Here is a 22,641-nt window from a genome sequence, read left to right as displayed (position 1 = left end):
CTCAGCCTCCCGTCTGCGCCATGAACCGGACGATGCGCTCGGGGCGGGTGACGAACTCATGGCGTTCCGGCTTGGCGGCAATGCCTGCCAGGATCGCGCGCACCAGTTCCGCGTCATCCGCCCCCTGGCGCAGCAGGCGGCCCAGCGGCACCTGGGCTTCCTGCCCCAGGCACAGGTACAACGTGCCGTCCACGCCCAGCCGCACTCGGTTGCAGGTGGCGCAGAAATGCCGCGACATGGGCGTGATCACGCCCAGCACCGGCGCGCCCTCGCCCGCCGTCCAGTATCGCGCCGGGCCGGTTCCCGCTCCCGCCAACGCCGGCACCAGCCCCGCGTCGGCGGCCAGGCGCGCGCCCATCGCGTTCAAATCCGTGTGCGTGAAGCCGCGGCCGCACTCGCCCATCGGCATGGGTTCGATCAGGCGTAGCACAAAGCCCTGCCCCATGGCGTAATCCAGCAGGCGCCGTACGTCGGCCTCGGGCGTGGCGGCATGCACCACACTGTTCAGCTTGATGGGTGAAAAACCCGCCTGGCGCGCGGCCGCCAGTCCCGCCAGCACGGAATCCAGGCAATCGCGGCCGGTGATCTGGTTGAACGCGGCGGCGTCCAGCGTGTCCAGGCTGATGTTCAGCCGGGTCACGCCGGCGGCGCGCAGGTCATCGGCGTGGCGAACCAGTTGCGTGCCGTTGGTGGATACGGACAGGTCGCCGAGCCCCGGCATCGCGGCGATGTCGCGGGCCAGGCCCGCCACGCCCCGGCGCAACAGCGGTTCGCCGCCCGTCAACCGGACCTTGCTAACGCCCAGGCGCACGAACAAGCCCACCAGCCTGGCCATTTCATCATGGCGCAACCAGTTGGCCGGGGTTTCGAAACCTTTGAAATCCTTGGGCAGACAGTAGCTGCAACGCAGGTCGCAGCGGTCCGTGACGGAGACGCGCAGGTAATCGATCCGGCGTCCGAAGCCGTCTGTCAGGGGTCCCGCGGCAGGCTCGTCCATCATGCGGCGCTCCCGCCATGGACGCGTTCGGGCTCGCCGCCCGCCTGCAGGTCGATCCCCTGGACGTCGGCGCGTTCGACCAGCAGCTTGGTGTATTGCCGCCAGGCGGTGTCGCGGCTCATGGACGTGAGCGCCATGGCGATCTGCTGCGCCACGTGTTCATACGGCAGCAGCCTGCCTTCGACGCGGCGCGTGACCCGCACGATGTGCAGGCCATGCCGGGTCTGCAGCAGGTGCGGCAGCAGGCCGCCCGAAGGCAGCGCAAAGACGGCGCGCTCGAACTCCGGCACCGTGTCGCCGCGGCCCAACTGGCCCAGGTTGCCGCCCACGGTCGCCGACGGGCAGTTGGACTGCTCGCGCGCCGCCTCGGCAAAGCGCGAGGGGTCGGCCAGCAACTCCTGCAGCACGACGTTGGCATGGGCGCGCAACCTATCCAGGCTCACGCTGGGCGTCACCTGGAACAGGATGTGGTCGGCTTCCACCAACTCCCCCACCATGAAGCGCTGCGGATGCATCTGGTAGAAGCGGCGGCAGGCAGCGTCGTCGGCCGCAGGCGCGGGCGCCTGCGCGGCGAGCAAGGCGCTGATGGCGCCCTCCTCGTCCTCGGCATCCAGGCCCAGGCGGGCCGCTTCGTCCAGCAGCACCCGGCGCAAGACCAGCGCGGTGACCGCGTGGCGCATGGGGTTGTCGGCTTGCGCATGCAGCGGCAGTTCACGTTCCAGATCCGCGTCGTTCAGTTCGACGCCATTGACGATGACAGGCATGTTCGGCTCCTGGTGCTTGGGTTCAGCGCGGGCGGACCAGCTGCCAGGCACGGCCCAGATAGCCCAGCGAGGCGAAGCCGCTCCAGACGTGGACCAACCGCGTGAACGGGAAGATCACGAACAAGGTCAGGCCCATGAACAGGTGCGCCTTGAACAGAAGCGGCACCTCGGCGACATGGCTGGCGGCATCTCCCTGGAAGGTGACGATGTGCTGCGCCCAGGTCATCAGGCGCACCATCATTTCACCGTCCATGTGACCCGCCGACAGCACGATGGTCGACAGGCCCAGCAGCAAGGTGACCAGGATCCACAACAGCAGCAGCTTGTCGCCGGGCCGCGTCGTGCGAGCGATGCGCGGGTCGGTCACGCGGCGATGGATCAGGATCAAGAGGCCGATCAGGCAGATTCCGCCCATGACGCCGCCGGCCGCCATCGCCACCGTCTGCTTCAACGTATGCGAGACGCCCAGCGTGTCCCAAACCACCACCGGCGTCAGCAGCCCGGCCAGATGCCCGAAGAACAGGCCCAGGATGCCGACGTGGAACAGGATGTTGCCCAGCCGCAATTGGCCGCGGTGCAGCAGCTGCGAGCTATCCGTCTTCCACGTATATTGCTCACGCTCGAAACGCGCCAGGCTGCCCAACAGGAAGATCGTCAGCGCGATGTAGGGGTAGATGCCGAAAAGGAACTGATTCAGGGAGTTCATGATGCGTCGTCCAGAGCATTAGTGGGCGGCCGGCGCCCGGGGATAGAAGCGCACGGTTTGCGCGCCGTCGCCCGAGAACGGCCGCAATAGCGGCTCCACGCCGTCCTGGCTGACGCCGTAGGTCTCCATGGCTTCGTCCATGTCGCGCACGGGCGCTTCGGTTTGTTCCCGCGGGATCACCCGGGACTGCGCGCGCAGCACTGCGAAGACGCCGGCATACGGGCTGCCGCCCTTGGCCAGCCGCGCGCCTATCGCCGCCAGCACATGGATGGCTTCGTCCAGCAGGTCCTGCGCCTGGGCGGGTTCGATCACGCCCAGGAACTCCAGGAAAAGCGGCACGTGGTCGGGCAGTTCGGACACGACGGGCTCGAATCCGTGGCCGCGGTAGGTGTCCAGCAGGTCGACCATGGCCTGGCCACGGTCGCGGCTTTCTCCATGCACGTGTTCGAACAGGTGCAGCGAATGCGAACGATTGCGGTCGAACGTGGCCACGTAGTTCTCCTGCACGGCAATCAGGTCATGGGTGGCCAGATAGCCGACCAGGGGCTGCAGGGCTTCCTCGGCGTCGGGGTAGTCGGCCAGCGCCGACTCCACGTCGCCCAAGGCATCCAGCAGTTCAGGCTCGGGGTAGCTGAGCAAGGCGGAAAGCAAGCGGTACAGATTCATGGTTTTCTCCTTTCCTAGCGGGCCAGGGCGGCCTTCTTGCGGGATTTCGGCATCTCGATGAAGATCTCGCTGCCTTGGGGCTTGCGTCCGAACAGAGTGCCTTCGGACACGCCGCCCGAGCAGCCGTTGCCGAAGGTGAATCCGCAACTGCCCTTCTCGTTGAAGCTGTCTTCCACCACTTCCTTGTGGCTGCTGGGCACGACGAACCGGTCTTCGTAGTCGGCAATCGCCATGATCTTGTACATGTCCTGCACGGTTGCCTCGGTCAGGCCCACCTGTTCCAGCAGGGCCGTGTCGCGTTCGCCGTGCACGGTCTCGGACCGCTTGTAGGCGCGCATGGCCAGCATGCGTTCCAGGGCCTGCAGCATGGGGGCTTCCTTGCCCGCCGTCAGCAGGTTGGCCAGGTAGCGCACCGGGATGCGCAGGCTGGACACGTCCGGGATCATGGCGCTCTTGCCCACGGTGCGCTGCGGCATCTGGCCCGCTTCGGCCGCCGTCTGGATGGGCGACAGCGGCGGGATGTACCAGACCATCGGCAAGGTGCGGTATTCAGGATGCAGCGGGAAGGCCACGCGCCATTGCACGGCCATCTTGTAGACGGGCGACTGGCGCGCGGACTCCAGCCACGACTCCGGAATGCCCTGCTCGCGGGCGGCGGCGATCACGTCCGGCGAATGCGGGTCCAGGAACAGGTCCAGCTGCGATTCGTACAGATCCTGCTCGTCGGCGGTGGCCGCGGCGCGCTCGATCTGGTCGGCGTCGTACAGCATGACGCCCAGGTAGCGGATGCGGCCCACGCAGGTTTCCGAGCAGACGGTCGGCTGGCCGGCTTCGATGCGCGGATAGCAGAACGTGCATTTCTCGGCCTTGCCGCTGCTCCAGTTGTAGTAGATCTTCTTGTACGGGCAGCCCGAGATGCACATGCGCCAGCCGCGGCACTTGTCCTGGTCGACCAGCACGATGCCGTCGTCTTCGCGCTTGTAGATGGAACCGGACGGGCAGCTGGCGACACAGGCCGGGTTCAGGCAGTGTTCGCACAGGCGCGGCAGGTACATCATGAAGGTGTTCTCGAACGTCGAGTACATCTCCTTCTGCACGCCTTCGAACAGCGCGTCCCGGCTGCGCGAGCTGAATTCGCCGCCCAGGTCGTCTTCCCAGTTCGGGCCCCAATGGATCTTCTCCATCTTCTTGCCGGTCAGCACCGAAACGGGACGCGCGGTAGGCGGCGTCTGCAACAGGGGCGCGTTCTGCAGGTGCTCGTAGTCGAAGGTGTAGGGTTCGTAGTAGTCGTCGATGGCCGGCAGGTTCGGGTTGGCGAACAGGTTGGCCAGGATGCGCAGCTTGCCGCCCTGGCGCGGTTCCAGCTTGCCGGCGGCGGTGCGCTCCCAGCCGCCCTTCCACTTGTCCTGGTTCTCCCATTCCTTGGGATAGCCGATGCCGGGCTTGGTCTCCACGTTGTTGAACCAGGCGTATTCGACACCGTCGCGGCTGGTCCAGACGTTCTTGCAGGTGACCGAGCAAGTGTGGCAGCCGATGCACTTGTCCAGGTTCAGCACCATGCCGATTTGGGCGCGTATCCTCATGATTGCTTCTCTTCTTGTTGCGTTGCCTGCGTGGCGGGGTCTTCAACGAGCGGGCCTTCCAGCCAGTCCACCTTCTTCATCTTGCGCAGCACCACGAACTCGTCGCGGTTGGCGCCGACTGTGCCGTAGTAATTGAAACCGTAGGCCTGCTGGGCATAGCCGCCGATCATGTGCGTGGGCTTGAGCACCGTGCGCGTGACCGAGTTATGGATGCCGCCGCGCTTGCCGCTGGTTTCCGCCCCCGGCACGTTCACGATCTTTTCCTGGGCGTGATACATCAGGCACATGCCCACCGGCACGCGCTGGCTGACGACCACCCGCGCGGTCAAGGTGCCGTTGACGTTGAAGACTTCGACCCAGTCGTTGTCCACCAGCCCGGCCTGCTTGGCCTCGGCTTCCGACACCCACACGTGGGGCCCGCCGCGGCTGAGCGTCAGCATGCGCAGGTTGTCCGAATACGTGCTGTGGATGCCCCATTTCTGGTGCGGCGTCAGCCAGTTCAGGACCAGCTCCTTTTCGCCGTTCGGGTAGCGGCCCAGCATGGGCGCCACCGTCTTGGTGTCGATGGCCGGCTTGTAGACGCAGGAGCCTTCGCCGAAGTCCAGCATCCAGCGGTGGTCCTGGTAGAACTGCTGACGGCCCGTCAGCGTGCGCCAGGGAATCAGTTCATGCACGTTGGTGTAGCCGGCGTTGTAGCTGACCTCTTCGCTTTCCAGGCCCGACCAGGTCGGCGCCGAAATGATCTTGCGCGGCTGCGCCTGGACGTCGCGGAAGCGGATCTTGTCGTGCTCGCGGCCGGCGGCCAGGTGCGTGTGGTCGCGCCCGGTGATCTTGCCCAGCGCTTCCCAGGCCTTGACCGACACGTGGCCATTGGTCTCGGGCGCGAAGGTCAGGATCATTTCGGCCGCGTCGATGGCGGTATCAAGCCGCGGACGGCCCTGGCTGACGCCGGCGTCCGAGACGCTTTCATTGAGGCCGGCCAGCTCGTGCACCTCGTGCTGGGTGTTCCAGTTGATGCCCTTGCCGCCGTTGCCCAGCTTGTCCAGCAAGGGGCCGACCGACGTGAACTTGCGGTAGATGTCGTTGTAGTCGCGTTCGACCACCGTCATCGACGGCGCGGTCTTGCCCGGCACCAGGTCGCATTCGCCCAGTTTCCAGTCCTTCGGTTCGAAGGCCTGGCCCAGTTCCCCCGGGGTGTCGTGCATCAGGGGCGTCATCACCAGGTCGCGGCGCTTGCCCAGATAGGGGCCGCCGATGTCGCTGAACTTCTTGGCCAGCAGCTTGTAGATTTCCCAGTCGGTCTTGCTCTCCCACAAGGGTTGCACCGCTTCGCTCAAGGGATGGATGAAGGGGTGCATGTCGGACGTGTTCAGGTCGTCCTTTTCGTACCAGGTGGCCGTCGGCAGCACGATGTCGCCGTACAGGCAGGTCGTGCTCATGCGGAAGTCCAGCACGGTCAGCAAGTCCAGCTTGCCTTCGGCCGCATCGTCCTGGAAAGTCACTTCCGTGGGTTTGATCGCGTCGCCTTCGTCGCCGAACACCGCGTTTTGCGCGCCCAGCAGGTACTTCAGGAAATACTCGTGGCCCTTGCCGCTGGACCCCAGGATGTTGGAACGCCACACGAACATGTTGCGCGGGAAGTTGGCCGGATCATCCGGGTCTTCGCACGACATGCGCAGCGCGCCGGACTTCAGCTGTTCGACCACATGCGCGATGGGGTCGCGGCCTTCGGCCTCGGCCTGGGCCACCACCTCCAGCGGATTGGTGCGCAGTTGCGGGGTCGACGGCAGCCATCCCATGCGCTCGGCGCGGGCGTTCAGGTCGATCATGCTGAGTTCGCCGTACTTGGCGCGGTCGGCGGTCGGGCCCAGGATTTCCTGCACGTTCAGCTTTTCGTGGCGCCACTGGCTGGTGTGCGCATAGAAAAAGGACGTGCCGTTCATCTGGCGCGGCGGGCGCGCCCAGTCGGAGGCGAACGCCAGCGGCGCCCAGCCGAACTGCGGGCGCAGCTTTTCCTGGCCCACGTAGTGCGCCCAGCCACCGCCGCTCTTGCCCACGCAGCCGCACATCATCAGCATGTTGATGATGCCGCGGTAGATCATGTCCATGTGGTACCAGTGGTTCAGGCCGGCGCCGACGATCACCATCGATTTGCCTTCGGTGTCGTGGGCGTTTTGCGCGAATTCGCGCGCCACCTGGATCACTTGGGCACGCGGCACCCCGGTGTGCTTTTCCTGCCAGGCCGGCGTGTAGGGCACGTCGTCGTCGAACGATGTCGCAACGTTGCCGCCGCCCAGGCCGCGGTCCAGGCCATAGTTGGCCATCTGCAGGTCGTACACGGTGGCGACCAGCGCCTCCGTGCCATCGGCCAGGCGAATGCGGCGGGCCGGCACGTTGCGCACCAGCAGTTCGTCATGTTCGCTGCCGAAGTACGGAAAGCCCACGCCGACGACCTCGCCGCCGGCGCCTGACAGGCTCAACACCGGTTCAATGTCGCGGCCATCGCCGCCATCCTTCGATTCCAGGTTCCAGCGGCCGACCTTTTCGCCGCCGTTGACCGCGCCCTCGCCCCAGCGAAAGCCGATACTGCCGTTGGGCGCTACCAAGTCGCCGCTATGGGCGTCCAGCACCAGAGTCTTCCAATCGGGGTTGTTCTGTTCGCCCAACGCGCCGTCCAGATGAGACGCGCGCAGGAAGTGATCCGGCGCGTAGAAGCCGTCGCGTTCCTTCAACAGCACCAGCATCGGCATGTCGGTGTAGCGCCGCACGTAGTCCTGGAAGTACGGCGAGGGGTTCGCCGACAGATGGAATTCCTTCAGGATGACGTGGCCCATGGCCATCGCCAGCGCGGCATCGGTGCCTTGCTTGGGCGCCAGCCAGATGTCGCCGAACTTGACCATTTCGCCGAAGTCGCTGGAGACGGCCACCGTCTTGGTGCCCTTGTATCGGACCTCGGTGTAGAAGTGGGCGTCGGGCGTGCGGGTCTGGGGCACGTTCGACCCCCAGACCATCAGGTAGGTCGAGTTGTACCAGTCGGCCGATTCCGGCACGTCGGTCTGTTCGCCCCAGATCTGCGGGCTGGCGGGAGGCAAGTCGCAATACCAGTCATAGAAACTCAGGCACACGCCGCCCAGCAGGCTCAGGTAGCGCGCGCCGGCGGCATAGCTGACCATGGACATCGCCGGAATCGGCGAAAAGCCGATCACGCGGTCGGGGCCGTACTTCTTGATGGTCAACGCGTTGGCGGCGGCGATGATCTCGGTGGCCGTATCCCAGTCGGCGCGCACGAAGCCGCCCAGGCCGCGGATCGACTTGTAGCGCTTGGCGCGCACGGGGTCCTGGCTGATCCATTCCCACGCCGCGATGGGGTCCATGGTCTTGCGCGCGTCGCGCCACATTTCCATCAGGCGGCCCCGGATCATCGGGTACTTCACCCGCTGTGCCGAATACACGTACCAGCTATAGGACGCGCCACGGGGACAGCCGCGAGGCTCGTGGTTGGGCAGGTCGGGACGCGTGCGCGGATAGTCCGTCTGCTGCGTCTCCCAGGTGATCAGGCCATTCTTGACGTAGACCTTCCACGAACACGACCCCGTGCAGTTCACCCCGTGGGTCGAACGCACGACCTTGTCGTGCTGCCAGCGGGAACGGTACGCGTTCTCCCACTTGCGGTCTTCGTTGACCGTTTCGCCGTGGCCGTCCGCGAAGGTTGACTTCACCCGCGACATGAACTTCAGCCGGTCCAGAAAATGACTCATTGTGTTTCTCCAAGAACGCCGGCCTGGCCGGCGCGTACTGCGATCGATGCCGTTGAATCCACTGTAGGCCCCGCTCTGTCCCCCGCCTATTCGCCAGTGGCACAGGCGGGGCACGGCAGAGTGACTAGTCACAGCGAGGAAAGCGACGGGGTTGAGGGGTTGGTTGCGCGGTGCGCGCGTCGTGTGGGCGCCGACGTCATGATGGGTGGAGCGCGACCCGCGCTAGCCACGCACACCACCTTCCAGCGCGCGCAACCCATCGGCTCCCCCCATCAGCAAGGCACCGGCGCGTTGCGGCGGGCGTAGAACCACCAGGTGATCAGCATGCAGGTGGCGTAGAAGGCGATGAAGCAATACAGCGCGGCCTGTACGCCGCCCGTCATCTCCAGCGACGTGCCGAAGCTGCGAGGGATGAAAAAGCCGCCGTAGGCCCCGATGGCGCCGGAAAAACCCAGCACCGCGGCCGATTCCTTGGCGGCTTCGCTCATGGCCTGCTTCTGGCCGGCGGCGCCCTTGCCTTTGGCCGCCTGCGTGCGCTCGCGCAGGAAGATCACGGGGATCATGCGGAACGTGGACCCGTTGCCCAGGCCGGTCAGCGCGAACAGCACGATGAACATGGCCAGGAAGCCGTTGAAGTCGCCCCCCTGCCCGCCCACGGGCAGGAACGTCACCACGCCCAGCACCGCGGCGATCATCCCCGCGAAGGTGAACAGCGTGACGCGCGCGCCGCCCAGCTTGTCGGACACCCAGCCGCCCACCGGACGCGTCAGCGACCCCACCAGCGGCCCCAGGAAGGCGTAGGCCATGGGGTCGACCTGCGGGAACAGGGTCTTGGTCAGCATGGCGAAGCCCGCCGAGAAGCCGATGAACGAGCCGAAGGTGCCGACATACAGCCAGCACATCAGCCAGTTGTGCTTGCGCTTGAAGATCACGGCCTGGTCGGCAAACGACGCGCGGGCGTCGGCGATGTCGTTCATGCCGAACCACGCGGCAATGGCCGCGATGGCGATCGGGATCACCCAGATGAAGCCCGCGTTCTGCAGCCACAGGTTCTGCTGCGCGCCATGGACGGTGATCTCCTGCGGTGCGCCACCGGCCACGCCGAAGACGCCCACCGAGATCACGACCGGCACCACGAACTGCACGAGCGACACGCCCAGGTTGCCGATGCCCGCGTTCAGGCCCGTGGCCAGGCCCTTCTTTTCCTTGGGGAAGAAGAAGCTGATGTTGGCCATGCTGGAACTGAAGTTGCCGCCGCCCAGGCCGCACAAGAGCGCCAGGATCAGCAAGGTGGGAAACGACGTGGTCGGGTCCCGCAGCGCAAAGCCCATGCCCAGCGCCGGAATCAGCAGCGAGGCCGTGGAAATGGCGGTCCACTTGCGGCCGCCGAAGACCGGCACCAGGAAGGAATAGAAAATGCGCAATGTGGCGCCCGACAGCGCCGGCAGCGCAGTCAGCCAGAACAGCTGGTTCTTCGACAGCATGAAGCCGGCGCGGTCCAGGTTCACCACCACCACGCTCCACAGCATCCAGATGCTGAACGCCAGCATCAGGGCGGGAATGGAGATCCAGAGGTTGCGGTTGGCGACGCGCGCGCCGGTCTGCTTCCAGAAGCCGGGATTATCCGGCTCCCAACGCGACAGGACTTGAGTGGACATGATGAAGGCTCTTTGTAGGGGTGGAAGGGATAAGGCGCGGACTCAGGCGGCTTGCTTGGCGACTGCCGCCGAGGCGCTGGCCGCGCTTTCCGGCCGGAAGCTGAAGTGCATGAAGACCAGCGACACGCAGACCGTGCCGTACAGCAGCATGAACGCGCTGGAGCGCACGCCGGTCAGGTCGAGCAGCACGCCGAACAGGATGGGCAGGACGAAGCCCCCCAGGCCGCCGGCCAGGCCGACGATGCCGGACACGGCGCCGATGTTCTCGCCGAACTCGTCCGAGATGAACTTGAAGACCGAGGCTTTGCCGATCGCCATGGCGATGCCGACGATGAACAGCAGGACGGTGAACGACACCGGCCCCAGCGCGATGCCGAAGCTGCGCGGACCGTTGGCGGTCATGACGGTGAATTCGGTTTGCGGATAGCTCAGCAGGAAGAACGCCACCCAGCACACCCACATCACCCACCAGGTGGTCTTGTAGGCGCCATGGCGGTCCGAGATCCAGCCGCCCAGGGCGCGCAGCACTCCGCCCGGCAACGAGAAGCACGCCGCCAGCAAGGCGGCCAGCTTCATGTCGAAGCCGTATTCGCCGATGTAGTACTTGGTCATCCACAGCGCCAGCGCGACATACCCGCCGAACACCACCGAGTAGTACTGGCAGTAGCGCCAGACGCGCGGGTCCTTCAGCATGGCGAACTGCGCGGACAGGGACGCGCCGCGTGTGACGCGGTGCGCCGGGTCGGAAGCCGAGAACATCAAGAACAGCACGGCCGTGACGAGCAGCGCCACCGCGTACACCTGCGGCACGATGACCCAGGCGCCCCCGGCGGCGGCGATCAGCGCCGGCGCCACGAACTTGGTGATGGCAGACCCCGAGTTGCCCGCGCCGAACACGCCCATCGCCAAGCCCTGCTTGTTGCGGGGAAACCAGCGCGCCACGTACGGCGTGCCGACCGAGAACGAGCCGCCCGTCAGGCCGACGAACAGCGCCAGCACCAGGAACTGCCAATATTCCGTGGCGTAGGACAGCAGCCAGATCGGCACCACCGCCAGCAGCATCAGGATGAAGAACACGGGCCGGCCACCGTAGCGGTCGGTCCAGATGCCCAGCGGCACCCGCACCAGGGATCCGGTCAGTACCGGCATGGCGGCCAACAGGCCGAATTGCGTTTCAGACAGGCCCAGTTGCGCCTTGATGGGGATGCCCAGCACCGCAAAGATCATCCAGACCGCGAAACAGATGGTGAAGGCGAACGTGCTGGAAATCAGGACCCGCATCGGCCTGCCGGATGGGGAAGTTGCTGCTGTCATGGTTACTCTCGCTTGGCTCACGGATACAGGGGATTCAGGGCTCTAGCCTAGGGACCGCATGCGCGCGCCGCCATTCGCCGGCTGACCATCCGGCCCCGCCAATGTGTCTAGTCACCGCGGGGTTCCCGGGCACGTTTGCGCCAGATCAAACAATCGCGCTGGCGGACTGGCGGGCGCAGGATTAATATGCATTTCAAATACACCTTTAAGCCGACAGACCGCCATGCCTTCCCTGCTGACCATCGACGAACCGGGTGCGCCCCCCCGGCCGCCCCGCCCCCAATGGCGCGCTTTCACTGAAATGGGGTTCCGTCCGCTCTACCTGGCGGGCTGCTTCTGGGCACTGGCGTCCGTGTGGCTGTGGGTGCATGCGCCGGCGCGCATCGCGGGCGTCCTGGGCGGCATGTTCTGGCACGCGCACGAGATGCTATGGGGCTTTGTCGCCACCATCGCCGTGGGCTTCCTGCTGACGGCTGGCGCCAACTGGACGGGCAAGAATCCCTTGCGCGGTAACGCGCTGGCGGGGCTGTGCCTGCTCTGGATCGTGGCGCGCGCGGGCTACCTGGTGCCGGGCCGGACTGCCTTCCTGGTGGCTGCCGCGGCGGATCTGGGCTTCTTCCTGTGGGGCGCCGCCGCCCTGGGCCGGGCCGTGTGGGTGACGCGCAACCAGCGCAATGCAGGCGTGCCTGTGCTGTTGCTGGGTCTGGCCGCGGCCAACGCCATGTACCTGTGGGCCGTCGTGCAAGGCGACTATCTTGCCTTGATGCGTTCCTTCAACGCCGGGCTGCTGTGCATGGCGGTATTGACACTGCTGATCGCGCGCCGCGTCCTGCCCTTTTTCGCCAAACGCGCCGTGGCGGGCCTGGACATTCCCCCGCACACGCGCAGCGGCCATTGGCAACTGGGCCTGGGCGTGGCCGCCATCGCCTGCCTGATGGCCGACGCCCCGCGAGCCGCCGCGCTGGCGCTGACGGTGACCGGCCTGATCGCGCTGGCGCAATGGGTGTCCTGGAAGCCCTGGGCGGTGCGCCGCGTGCCGCTGCTATGGATTCTGTATGTGGGCTATCTGGGCGTGGCGGTCGGGCTGCTGGTGGGCGCCGCGCACCTGGCCGGCTACGTCGTGCGTCCGGCGTGGCCCGCGCACGTGATCGGCGTTGCCGGGTTTTCGGTGCTGATCCTGGGCATGGTCACCCGCACTGCGCTGGGTCACCTGGGTCGGCCGCTGCAAACCGACCGCAGCATGGTGGCCAGCTACGCGCTGATGATTCTGGCGGCCTTGCTGCGCCTGGCTGCCCTGCTGCCCACTGCCGCCACGACCGGCTTGCTGCACGCCGCGACGACGGCCTGGGTGCTGGCCTTGGCGCTGTACCTGTGGCGCTTCTTCCCGATGATGATCCGCCCGCGCGCGGACGCCGCCAAGCCGGCGGCGCCCATCATGCGCGTAGTGCCCGTGGCCCGGCGCAGCTAGCGTCGGACGGCCGCCTTCAGTCGCGGGCTTCGCGGCGCTCGATGGCCGCGATTTCGCGTTTCATCGCCTTGAGCCAGGCCTTGAGGAGGCCCTGGTCCGAGAACTGCATGACTTCGTGTTCCAGTTCGCGGATGTACTCCTGGATGTCGACGATATCCGCGTCCAGGTCTTCCATCACCGTTTCCGGGTCGAACGATGCGAACGGATCCAGGTCGTAGCGCAGCTTGAAGCCCTCTTCCGCGTAAGCGGCCTGATGCAGGACTTCGTCCAACTGGGCTTGCAGCACGGCATTCACTTGCGGCAGGCGCGCGTCATCGACGCCGCCGGCCGGGCCCACGTCGGCTTGCAGATCGGGATTCTGCGCGGCCTGGCTGGCGCGCGCGCGCTCCGCATCCTGCAGGGCTTGCCACGCTACGGCATTCGGCGTGTTGCTGCGGGTGGCCAGCCGCGCCAGCGCCAGCAGCTCCTCGGCCTCGTCGTCAACGTATTCGTCCTGGATCAGGGCCAGCAGTTGAGCCGGCGACAAGGCGGCGGGATCCGTGTCCGGATCCAGCGCCAATGCGTCGGCCAGTTCCGTCTTGGCGTCTTCGGTCTCGGCCGCCGCGTCCGCGTCATAGTCCGAGCCGCCATGTTTTTTATAAAGCACCTTGAGGCGCCCGGTGTCGCAGCCCGCCGGCAGTTCGCTCTTGGCGGCCAGTTGCAGCAGCTCTTCCGAGAACTCCACCACCAGTTCAGACACGAATTCGCGTTCCGACTTGGACAGCCCCATGTTCTTGTGCGCGTGGTCGAAGCACAGCACCAGCTTCATGCGCAGTTCATGCAGCTTTTGCTCCAGCGGCGACAGTCCTTCGGAATACTTGCGCTGGTAGTCCGCCTCAACCGCCTGCCACTGCCGCACGCGTTCGCGTTCGGTCTCCAATCGGGATTGAAGGCGTTCGAACAATTGTCGCGGACTTTCGAGGGGATGTTCACCCATGGACCTGCTCCTTGCTGACCTGCTATTGAAAATAGCCGCCACTATACCGACCAGAGCGCGTTACGCGGCGGCGGAACTTGCCCCCGGGCGCGCCAATTCGACGCGATTGCCGCCCAAGGCCTTCGCGCGGTACAGCGCGTGGTCCGCCGCGGCAAGGCCGGCGGCCAACGGCGGCACGTCGCCGTCGAACTGCGCCAGGCCCACGCTGACGGTGGCAGGCATCCCGACACCCCGGGCGGGATCCGCCATCGCCTCGGCGAAGCGCCTGACGACCGCCTCGGCCAGCAAGTGCGCGCGGCGGGCGTCGTCGCCCGACAACAGGCACGCGAACTCTTCCCCGCCGATCCGGGCCAGCACGGCGGCCGGGCCCAGCGCGCCCTGCGCCACGGCCGCGAACGACGTCAGGACCTTGTCGCCCGTTTCGTGGCCGTGCAGGTCGTTGATCGATTTGAAATGGTCAAGGTCGAACGCAAGCATGGCGACGGGGCCTTGGCCGGCCGGACCGCCAATGACGCGCGCGCCCTGCTCGAAGAACCATCTGCGGTTGCCCAGCCGGGTCAAATAGTCGGTCTGGGACTCCTGCAGCAGTTGGCCATGCGTCTCTTCGCGGATCAGCTTGACCAGCGTCATGGGCAAAATAACGGAATACAGCACGCCCTCGTACATGGTGATGTTGCTGGCGGCCCACAACACCTCCTGGCCGAACGTCGCCACCATCCAGGGCAGGACTGTCGCGCGGCCGGCGTACAGCAACGCATGGATGGCCGTCACCACCACGATGATCCGTCGGGGCGGCAGCGCTTGCATGGCGCGACACCTCAGCATTTCCAGCGAGGTCATGCCGCTGATCAGCGCGATCGGCACCGCGCTGGCGTAGGCCCACACGGCATCCTGCCATCGCGTGCCGGCCACCGCCCACACCAGCGCCATTACCGCCAGCAGGGCCACGGACCCGGCGCGGTATTGGCGGCCACGCAGGGAGGCCACGCCATTGAGCACCAGCAGATAGCCCGAGAGGATGACAAGGTTGCTGAGCGCCGAGCCGAACGCCCCGGGAAGGTCGCGGCGGAACAGGACCAGCACGCACCCCATGGCCAACGTCGCAAAGCCGGTCCCCAGCATGCGCAACGTCTTGCTGCGCAGGGGATGGGCCCGAAACTCCCAGAAGATCATCCCTGCGCTGGCCAGCAGCGTCCCGATGATAAGGAGATATAGGGTATGGAGATCGACGTACATGCCGTATGAAAAGGCGCATTGCGCCGGGACTTCGCGGCGACGGCCGGATTTTACGTTGAATTCCAGACAGCCATATGGCGAAAACCCCTCTTGAAAACCCTCGTTAATAACGCTAATCATTATTATTAATATAGAATCTCGGATGTCCGCAACATCCTGACTGGCAGCCCAGATGTCACTGCCCTCTTACGCGGGCCACCCTTCCCGAACCCAGCGCCTGATCCTGATCGCCGCCGCCCTGTCGCTGGCCGTGCTGATCGCGGTTGCGTACGGGTTGATGGGGAGTCAAGGCCCCGCCACCGCCCGCCCGCCCGAATATGGGCAGATTCCCGTGGCTGTCAGCGTCGCCGCCGCCCGCATGGGGCCGCTGCAGCGCGATCTGCACGCGCTTGGCACCATCACGCCGCTGGCCCAGGTGACCTTGCGCAGCCAGGTCGACGGCGAACTGGTCCGGTTGCATTACACCGAAGGCCAGGCCGTCACCCGGGGCCAGTTGCTGGCCGAGATCGACGCCCGGCCTTATCTGGCCGCGCTGGCCGCCGCCGAGGGAGAACTGGCGCGCACCCAGGCGCTGCTGGACAACGCGCAGGCCGATTTGCAGCGTTACCGCCGTCTGGCGCGCCAGGAATCCGTGGCGGGCCAGCAACTGGACACCGCCGAAGCCCAGGTGCGCGCGTACACCGCCCAGCGCCAATTGAACCGGGCCCAAGTCGCCGATGCCGAGCGCCTGCTGGGTCATACCCGCATCGTCGCCCCGCAGGACGGCCGCATCGGCCTGCGCCGCATCGACGCCGGCAACCACGTGCGCGCCGACGACGCCAACGGCTTGACCACGCTGGTGCAGACGATGCCGATTTCGGCGATCTTCAGCATTTCCGAGACCCGGCTGGACATCCTGCGCCAGGCCCAGGCCAAGACGGCGGTGCTGCGCGTGCAGGCCTGGGACGCGGATGACCGCCGCATCCTGGCCGAAGGCACGCTGGAAGCGCTGGACAACCGCATCCAGGCAGCCAGCGGCACCGTCCGCCTGCGCGCCCGCTTCGACAACGCCGACGAATCACTGTTTCCCAACCAGTTCGTGAACATCCGGCTGGCCGTGGTGCAGCAGGACAACGTCGTCACCATTCCGTCAGCCGCCGTGCAGTATGGCGCCGAAGGAGCCTTCGTGTTCGTCATCGGCGACGACGAACGCGCCACGCGCCGGGTCCTGCAACTGGGCTCCGCCAACGCCGGCCACGTGGTCGTGGAAGCGGGCCTGGCCGTTGCCGAACGCGTGGTGGTCGAGGGCGTAGACCGCCTGCACGACGGACGCGACGTCCAGATCGTCGAGGCCCTTCCCGTCGAGCCCCCTGCCGCCGAGCCCCTTACCTGATCCGCGCATGAGCCTGTCACGCCCCTTCATCCTGCGCCCGGTCGCAACGTCATTCCTGATGATCGCTCTGCTGCTGTCGGGCATCCTGGCCTGGCGCATGCTGCCGGTCGCCGCGCTGCCGCAGGTGGATTACCCGATCATCCAGGTCACGACCCAGTACCCCGGGGCGAGTCCGACCGTCACGGCGCGCGCGGTCACGGCGCCGCTGGAGCGGCGTTTCGGGCAGATCCCCGGCTTGAAACAGATGTCGTCCACCAGTGGCAGCGGCATTTCGGTGATCACGCTGCAATTCTCGCTGGACGTGTCCCTGGGCGTGGCCGAACAGGAAGTGCAGGCCGCCATCAGCGCCAGCGGCTCGCTGCTGCCCACGGACCTGCCCACGCCCCCCATCTATCGCAAGGTCAACCCCGCCGACGTCCCCATCCTGACGCTGGCCGTCACCTCCGATTCCCTGCCGCTGCCCAAGGTGTACGACCTGGTTGACACGCGGATGACGCAGCGCCTGTCGCAACTGTCCGGCGTGGGCATGGTCAGCCTGGCCGGCGGACAGCGCCCGGCCGTGCGGGTACAGGTCAACCCGATGGCGCTGGCCGCCCGCGGCCTGCAATTGTCGGACGTGCAGGAAGCCATCAGCAAGGCCAATTCGAACCAGCCCAAAGGCAGCTTCGACGGCCCGGTGCGCTCGGTCATCATGGACGCCAACGACCAGCTGCAAAGCGCGGAGGAATACCGCGAGCTGATCGTGGCCTGGAAGAACGGCGCGCCGGTGCGGTTGGGCCAGGTCGCCACGATCGAGGACGGCGCCGAAGACCGCTATCTGGCCGCCTGGGTCGACAAGCAGCCCGCCGTGCTCGTCAACATCCAGCGCCAGCCGGGGGCCAACGTCATCGCCGTGGCCGATCAGGTCAAGGCGCTGCTGCCCCAGCTGACTGCCAGCCTGCCTGCCGCGGCCCAAGTGCGCATCCTGACCGACCGCACCGAAAGCATCCGCGCGTCGGTGCGTGGCGTGCAGTGGGAACTGGTGTTCGCCGTGGGCCTGGTCGTGCTGGTGACCTTCCTGTTCCTGCGCAACCTGCCCGCCACCTTGATCCCCAGCCTGGCGGTGCCGCTGTCCCTGATCGGCACCTTCGGTTTCATGCATCTGGCCGGCTTCTCCACCAATAACCTGACGCTGATGGCGCTGACCATCGGCGCCGGCTTCGTGGTGGACGACGCCATCGTCATGCTGGAGAACATCGCCCGCTACCGCGAACAGGGCCATAGCCCCATGTCGGCCGCGCTGAAAGGCGCCGGACAGATCGGCTTCACGCTGGTGTCGCTGACGCTGTCGCTGATCGCCGTGCTGATTCCGCTGCTGTTCATGGAAGACGTGGTGGGCCGGCTGTTCCGTGAATTCGCCATCACGCTGGCGGTGGCCATCCTGATATCGCTGGCGGTGTCGCTGACCCTGACGCCGATGATGTGCGCGCGCCTGCTGCCGGCGCATGTGGAATCCCGCCCCGGCCTGCTGGACCGCGTGCAGGCGCGCTACGCCGGGTGGCTGGACGTGACGTTGCGCCACCAGCGCCTGACGCTGCTGGTGATGGTGGCCACCGTGGTGCTGACGGGCCTGCTGTATCTGGCGGTGCCCAAGGGCTTCTTCCCGGTGCAGGACGGCGGCGTGCTGCAAGGCGTGACCCAGTCGTCCCAGAATACGTCGTTCGACGCCATGTCGCGCCGCCAGCAAGCGGTGGCGCAATCCCTGCTGGCCGACCCGGACGTGCAGAGCCTGTCGTCGTTCATCGGGATCGACGGCATGAACACCACGCTGAACACCGGCCGCCTGCTGATCAACCTGAAGCCCTGGGCCGAGCGCAGCGCGCCGCTGGCCGACATCATGGCCCGGCTGGACACCCGCGCCCGCGAGGTGCAGGGCATTTCGCTCTTCCTGCAGCCCGTGCAGGAACTGAACATCGAAGACCGCGTCAGCCGCGGCCAATACCAGTTCACGCTGACGTCGCCGGACAGCGCGCTGCTGAGCCAGTGGAGCCACGCGTTGATGCAGCGCCTGGCGCAATCACCCGAATTGGCCGAGGTCTCGTCCGATCTGCAAGGTGACGGCCGCCAGGCCTTCCTGCAAGTCAACCGCGACACCGCGGCGCGCCTGGGCGTGACGATGGACGACGTGGTGCAGACGCTGTACAACGCGTTCGGCCAGCGCCAGGTCGCCACCCTGTTCACGCAGTCCAACCAGTACCGCGTGGTGCTGGAAGTGGACCGCCGCCTGGCCTTGAGCCCCGACGCGCTGGAACGCATCCATCTGCAGACCGGCGACGGCCAGGCGATTCCGCTGTCGGCGCTGGCCTCCGTCAGCGAACGCGCCGTGCCGCTGGCCGTGAACCACCTGTCGCAATTCCCCGCGGTGAACCTGTCGTTCAACCTTCCGCCGGGCGGCTCGCTGGGCGAGGCCATCGCCGCCATCGACACCGCCCAGCGCGACATCGGCATGCCGCCCAGCGTCGAACTGCGCCTGCAGGGCGCGGCGTCGGCATTCCAGGCGTCGCTGTCCAACACGCTGTGGCTGATGCTGGCTGCCGTGGTCACGATGTATCTGGTGCTGGGCATGCTGTATGAAAGCGCCATCCATCCCGTCACCATCCTGTCCACGCTGCCGTCGGCCACGGTGGGCGCGCTGCTGGCGCTGCTGATCACGGGCCGGCCGCTGGACCTGATCGCCGTCATCGGCATCATCCTGCTGATCGGGCTGGTGAAGAAGAACGGCATCATGATGGTGGACTTCGCGCTGGAAGCCGAGCGCGCGCGCGGCCTGCCGCCTGAAGCCGCCATCCGTGAAGCCGCCCTACTGCGCCTGCGCCCCATCCTGATGACGACGCTGGCCGCCTTGTTCGGCGCGCTGCCGCTGATGCTGGCCACGGGTTCCGGGGCCGAATTGCGCCAGCCGCTGGGATGGGTGATGGTGGGCGGGTTGCTGGTCAGCCAGGTGCTTACGCTGTTCACCACCCCCGCCGTCTACCTGTTCTTCCACCGCCTGGGCCAGCGGCGCGGCGTTTCCGCCAAGCCCGCCAGGACTGACGGGCCCGCGGCATGATCCGGGCGCTGCTGCACCGGCCGGTCGCCTGCATCTTCCTGGCGCTGGCGCTGACACTGCTGGGCGCCGTGGCCTGGCGGCTGCTGCCGGTGGCGCCGCTGCCGCAGGTGGATTTCCCCACAATCGAAGTGCGGGCCGACCTGCCCGGCGCCAGCCCCGAAAGCATGGCCAGCACGGTGGCCGCGCCGCTGGAGCGCGCCTTGGGCAGCATCGCCGGCGTCAGCGCCATGACCTCGTCCAGCAACCAGGGCGCCACCCGCGTCCAGCTGCAGTTCGACCTGGACCGCGACATCAATGAGGCCGCGCGCGACGTGCAGGCCGCCATCAACGCGGCCCGCGCCGAACTGCCGGCCGGCATGCCGGGCAACCCCAGCTACCGCAAAATCAACCCGTCGCAGGCGCCCATCATGGCGCTGGCGCTCAGTTCCCCTACCCGGCCGGCCGGCCAGCTCTACGACCTGGGCGCCACGGTGCTGGCCCAGAAGATCTCGCAGATCAACGGCGTGGGTGAAGTGACGATGGGCGGCAGTTCGCTGCCCGCCGTGCGGGTGCAGGTCAATCCCAACGCGTTGGCCCACTATGGCGTGGCGCTGGACGAGGTGCGCGAGGCCATCTCGGATGCGGCGCCGATGCGCCCGCAGGGCCAGCTGGATTCGGCCGGCCAGCGCTGGGAGGTCGGCACGCCGGCCCAGCCACGTACCGCAGAGGAATACGAAAGCCTGATCGTGCGCCACGAGGACGGCGCCGTCATCCGGCTGGCACAAGTGGCGAAAGTCAGCGATTCGGTGGAAAACCGCTACAGCAGCGGCTTTCACAACCGCAACCCGGCCGTCGTGCTGACCATCAGCCGCCAGCCCGGTTCGAACATCATCGAGACCATCAAGGCCATCAACGAGGCCCTGCCCGGCCTGCGCGCGCTGATGCCGGCCGATGTGGACCTGACCGTGGCGCTGGACCGCTCGCCGGGCATCAACGCCACGCTGCGCGAAGCGCACGTCACGCTGGCGCTGGCCACGGCCCTGGTCATCCTGGTCGTGTGGCTGTTCCTGGGCAATGCGCGCGCGGCGGCGATCCCCAGCGTGGCCATTCCGGTCTGCCTGATCGCCACCTTCGCCGTCATGTATGTGTGGGGCTTTTCGCTGAACAACCTGTCGCTGATGGCGCTGATCGTGGCCGCCGGCCTGGTGGTGGACGACGCGATCGTCGTGCTGGAGAACATCTCGCGGCATATCGAACGGGGCCTGTCGCCCAGAAAGGCGGCGCTGCGCGGCGTGCGGGAAGTCGGATTCACGCTCGTGGCCATGACCGTCGCGCTCAGCGTGGTGTTCGTGTCCATCCTGTTCATGGGCGGCCTGGTGGAACGGCTGTTCCGCGAATTCTCGATCACGCTGGTGGCCGCCACCGTGATCTCGCTAGTCGTGTCGGTCGCCATCATCCCCGCCTTGTGCGCGCGCTGGCTCAAACCCGGCGCGGCGCATCAGGCGGCGCCACCCCGCCCTTCGCGCATGCAGGCCGCCTTTTCCCGGGTGCACGCGTGGTACGGCGCGTCGCTGGCCCGCGTGCTGGGCCACGCGCGCCTGACGCTGTTGCTGCTGACAGGCGTCATCGGCCTGAACGTCTACCTCTATGTGGACGCTCCCAAGGGTTTTTTGCCGGTGCAGGATACCGGCCAACTGGTCGGATTCGTGCGCGGCGACGACGGGTTCTCGTTCCAGGTCATGCAGCCCAAGATCGACCAGTACCGTCAGCTGGTGCTCAAGCACCCGGCCGTGCAGGACGTCATCGGCTACAACGGCGGCGGTCTGGGCATCAGCAATTCCCTGTTCCTGATCCGGCTCAAACCCGTGTCGCAGCGCGGCGAATCCTCGACCGAGGTCATCAACTGGCTGCGTACGAACTCCCCGGCGGTCCCGGGCGGCATGTTCTTCCTGAATGTGGACCAGGACCTGCGCATGCCCGGCGGCTTCGGCAACTCGGGCGACCACGAACTGGCCATCATGGCCAGCGACGTGCCCGCCCTGCGGGAATGGTCGCGCAAGATCTCCAAGGCCATGCAAGCCATCCCGGAACTGCGCGACGTGGACGCCGAAGGCGACGGCGCCACCCAGCAGGTCGTGATCAACATCGACCGCAGCGCCGCGCAGCGTCTGGGCGTGGACATGAACACGATCAGCAGCGTGCTCAGCAATTCCTTCAGCCAGCGCCAGGTGGCCACGCTGTACGACGCCATGAACCAGTACCGGGTAGTGCTGGAACTGGACCCCCGCTACACCGAAGACCCCGAAGTGCTGGAGCAAGTGCAGGTCGTGGCCGCCGACGGCACGCGCGTCCCGCTGACGGCGTTCGCCACGTACGAGAACGGCCTGGTCAACGACCGCGTCTTCCACGACGGCCTGTTCGCCGCCGTCGGCGTCGGCTTTTCGCTGGCCGAAGGTGTGTCCCTGGAACAGGGGCTGGCCGCCATCGACGCCACGATGGCCAAACTGATGGTGCCCACGTCGATCCAGACGCGCCTGGGCGGCGACGCCCGCAACTTCCAGCAAAGCGTCCAGGACCAGCCCTGGCTGATCCTGGCGGTGCTGATCGCCATCTACCTGGTGCTGGGCATCCTGTATGAAAGCCCCCTGCACCCGCTGACCATTTTGTCGACACTGCCTTCGGCCGGCGTGGGCGCGCTGCTTGCGTTGCGGCTAGCCAACATCGAGTTCACCCTGATTGCGCTGTTGGGGCTGTTCCTGCTTGTCGGCATCGTCATGAAAAACGCCATCCTGATGATCGACTTCGCGCTCAGCCTGGAACGGCGGGAAGGACTGACGCCCGAACAGGCCATTCACCGCGCCGCGATGCTGCGCCTGCGGCCCATCGTCATGACCAACCTGGCTGGGCTGCTGGGCGCGCTGCCGCTGGTGCTGGGCATGGGTGAAGGCTCCGAATTGCGGCGTCCGCTAGGCATCGCGATTGTCGGCGGCCTGATGATCAGCCAGTTCCTGACGCTGTACACGACGCCGATCGTCTATCTGGCGCTGGAGCGGCTGCGGCTGAAAGTCCGCGCCGC

14 protein-coding genes are annotated in these 22,641 nt (G+C 66.7%); 4 read left to right on the top strand and 10 right to left on the bottom strand.

Going from position 1 to position 22,641, the window contains the following annotated elements:
* Nucleotide 1: 1 nt before the first annotated feature.
* From moaA to ACO6D5_RS21755, 8 genes are all read right to left on the bottom strand, one after another.
* The gene (moaA, locus tag ACO6D5_RS21790) at nucleotides 2-1,000 is read right to left on the bottom strand and encodes a GTP 3',8-cyclase MoaA (RefSeq protein ID WP_315529421.1); all 999 of its coding nucleotides are present in this window, start codon (nucleotides 998-1,000) and stop codon (nucleotides 2-4) included.
* Complete coding sequence (locus tag ACO6D5_RS21785; protein ID WP_485826491.1) at nucleotides 997-1,761, bottom strand: peptidylprolyl isomerase; 765 nt, start codon at nucleotides 1,759-1,761, stop codon at nucleotides 997-999. Before ACO6D5_RS21785 ends, moaA begins: the two co-directional genes overlap by 4 nt.
* Nucleotides 1,762-1,783: 22 nt before the next feature.
* A complete protein-coding gene (gene narI, locus ACO6D5_RS21780; protein WP_315529419.1) occupies nucleotides 1,784-2,467 on the bottom strand; it encodes a respiratory nitrate reductase subunit gamma in 684 nt (227 codons plus the stop codon).
* 18 nt (nucleotides 2,468-2,485) lie between these two features.
* Nucleotides 2,486-3,133, bottom strand: coding sequence for a nitrate reductase molybdenum cofactor assembly chaperone (gene narJ, locus ACO6D5_RS21775; protein WP_315529418.1), 648 nt, complete (start codon nucleotides 3,131-3,133; stop codon nucleotides 2,486-2,488).
* Between the two features lie 14 nt (nucleotides 3,134-3,147).
* A complete protein-coding gene (narH, locus tag ACO6D5_RS21770) occupies nucleotides 3,148-4,716 on the bottom strand; it encodes a nitrate reductase subunit beta (RefSeq protein WP_485826490.1) in 1,569 nt (522 codons plus the stop codon).
* Nucleotides 4,713-8,474: a nitrate reductase subunit alpha gene (locus ACO6D5_RS21765; protein WP_485826489.1), complete on the bottom strand. Its 3,762-nt coding sequence runs from the start codon at nucleotides 8,472-8,474 to the stop codon at nucleotides 4,713-4,715. The genes narH and ACO6D5_RS21765 overlap by 4 nt, the downstream gene beginning before the upstream one ends.
* Nucleotides 8,475-8,746: 272 nt before the next feature.
* Nucleotides 8,747-10,132, bottom strand: a complete 1,386-nt coding sequence (locus ACO6D5_RS21760) for a NarK family nitrate/nitrite MFS transporter (protein ID WP_485826488.1) — start codon at nucleotides 10,130-10,132, stop codon at nucleotides 8,747-8,749.
* 42 nt (nucleotides 10,133-10,174) lie between these two features.
* On the bottom strand, nucleotides 10,175-11,446 hold the full coding sequence (locus ACO6D5_RS21755; RefSeq protein ID WP_485826487.1) for an MFS transporter: 1,272 nt from the start codon (nucleotides 11,444-11,446) through the stop codon (nucleotides 10,175-10,177).
* A 223-nt stretch (nucleotides 11,447-11,669) separates the two neighbouring features.
* Between ACO6D5_RS21755 and ACO6D5_RS21750 the strand changes: the two genes are divergently transcribed.
* Nucleotides 11,670-12,914 (top strand): NnrS family protein, encoded by a 1,245-nt coding sequence (locus ACO6D5_RS21750; protein WP_485826486.1) that lies wholly within the window; start codon nucleotides 11,670-11,672, stop codon nucleotides 12,912-12,914.
* Between the two features lie 16 nt (nucleotides 12,915-12,930).
* On the opposite strand, the gene ACO6D5_RS21745 is transcribed toward ACO6D5_RS21750, so the two are convergent.
* Both ACO6D5_RS21745 and ACO6D5_RS21740 read right to left on the bottom strand, forming a co-directional pair.
* Complete coding sequence (locus ACO6D5_RS21745) at nucleotides 12,931-13,890, bottom strand: molecular chaperone DnaJ (RefSeq protein WP_485826485.1); 960 nt, start codon at nucleotides 13,888-13,890, stop codon at nucleotides 12,931-12,933.
* A 60-nt stretch (nucleotides 13,891-13,950) separates the two neighbouring features.
* Nucleotides 13,951-15,126, bottom strand: a complete 1,176-nt coding sequence (locus ACO6D5_RS21740; RefSeq protein ID WP_315529405.1) for a diguanylate cyclase — start codon at nucleotides 15,124-15,126, stop codon at nucleotides 13,951-13,953.
* Between the two features lie 172 nt (nucleotides 15,127-15,298).
* Between ACO6D5_RS21740 and ACO6D5_RS21735 the strand changes: the two genes are divergently transcribed.
* The 3 genes from ACO6D5_RS21735 to ACO6D5_RS21725 all read left to right on the top strand — a co-directional run.
* The gene (locus tag ACO6D5_RS21735; protein WP_485826484.1) at nucleotides 15,299-16,498 is read left to right on the top strand and encodes an efflux RND transporter periplasmic adaptor subunit; all 1,200 of its coding nucleotides are present in this window, start codon (nucleotides 15,299-15,301) and stop codon (nucleotides 16,496-16,498) included.
* Nucleotides 16,499-16,505: 7 nt separating this feature from the next.
* A complete protein-coding gene (locus ACO6D5_RS21730; protein ID WP_485826483.1) occupies nucleotides 16,506-19,586 on the top strand; it encodes a multidrug efflux RND transporter permease subunit in 3,081 nt (1,026 codons plus the stop codon).
* The coding region (locus tag ACO6D5_RS21725; RefSeq protein ID WP_485826482.1) for an efflux RND transporter permease subunit at nucleotides 19,583-22,641 on the top strand (3,059 nt) is incomplete at its 3' end. The genes ACO6D5_RS21730 and ACO6D5_RS21725, both read left to right, overlap by 4 nt.

This window comes from Achromobacter sp. (assembly GCF_057314935.1).
This window is presented reverse-complemented; position numbering and strand designations above follow the sequence as displayed.

What these genes read in the sequence shown, in the direction of transcription:
- moaA (WP_315529421.1), bottom strand. Translation starts at nt 1,000, where the DNA reads ATGATGGACGAGCCTGCCGCGGGACCCCTGACAGACGGCTTCGGACGC.
- ACO6D5_RS21785 (WP_485826491.1), bottom strand. Translation starts at nt 1,761, where the DNA reads ATGCCTGTCATCGTCAATGGCGTCGAACTGAACGACGCGGATCTGGAA.
- narI (WP_315529419.1), bottom strand. Translation starts at nt 2,467, where the DNA reads ATGAACTCCCTGAATCAGTTCCTTTTCGGCATCTACCCCTACATCGCG.
- narJ (WP_315529418.1), bottom strand. Translation starts at nt 3,133, where the DNA reads ATGAATCTGTACCGCTTGCTTTCCGCCTTGCTCAGCTACCCCGAGCCT.
- narH (WP_485826490.1), bottom strand. Translation starts at nt 4,716, where the DNA reads ATGAGGATACGCGCCCAAATCGGCATGGTGCTGAACCTGGACAAGTGC.
- ACO6D5_RS21765 (WP_485826489.1), bottom strand. Translation starts at nt 8,474, where the DNA reads ATGAGTCATTTTCTGGACCGGCTGAAGTTCATGTCGCGGGTGAAGTCA.
- ACO6D5_RS21760 (WP_485826488.1), bottom strand. Translation starts at nt 10,132, where the DNA reads ATGTCCACTCAAGTCCTGTCGCGTTGGGAGCCGGATAATCCCGGCTTC.
- ACO6D5_RS21755 (WP_485826487.1), bottom strand. Translation starts at nt 11,446, where the DNA reads ATGACAGCAGCAACTTCCCCATCCGGCAGGCCGATGCGGGTCCTGATT.
- ACO6D5_RS21750 (WP_485826486.1), top strand. Translation starts at nt 11,670, where the DNA reads ATGCCTTCCCTGCTGACCATCGACGAACCGGGTGCGCCCCCCCGGCCG.
- ACO6D5_RS21745 (WP_485826485.1), bottom strand. Translation starts at nt 13,890, where the DNA reads ATGGGTGAACATCCCCTCGAAAGTCCGCGACAATTGTTCGAACGCCTT.
- ACO6D5_RS21740 (WP_315529405.1), bottom strand. Translation starts at nt 15,126, where the DNA reads ATGTACGTCGATCTCCATACCCTATATCTCCTTATCATCGGGACGCTG.
- ACO6D5_RS21735 (WP_485826484.1), top strand. Translation starts at nt 15,299, where the DNA reads ATGTCACTGCCCTCTTACGCGGGCCACCCTTCCCGAACCCAGCGCCTG.
- ACO6D5_RS21730 (WP_485826483.1), top strand. Translation starts at nt 16,506, where the DNA reads ATGAGCCTGTCACGCCCCTTCATCCTGCGCCCGGTCGCAACGTCATTC.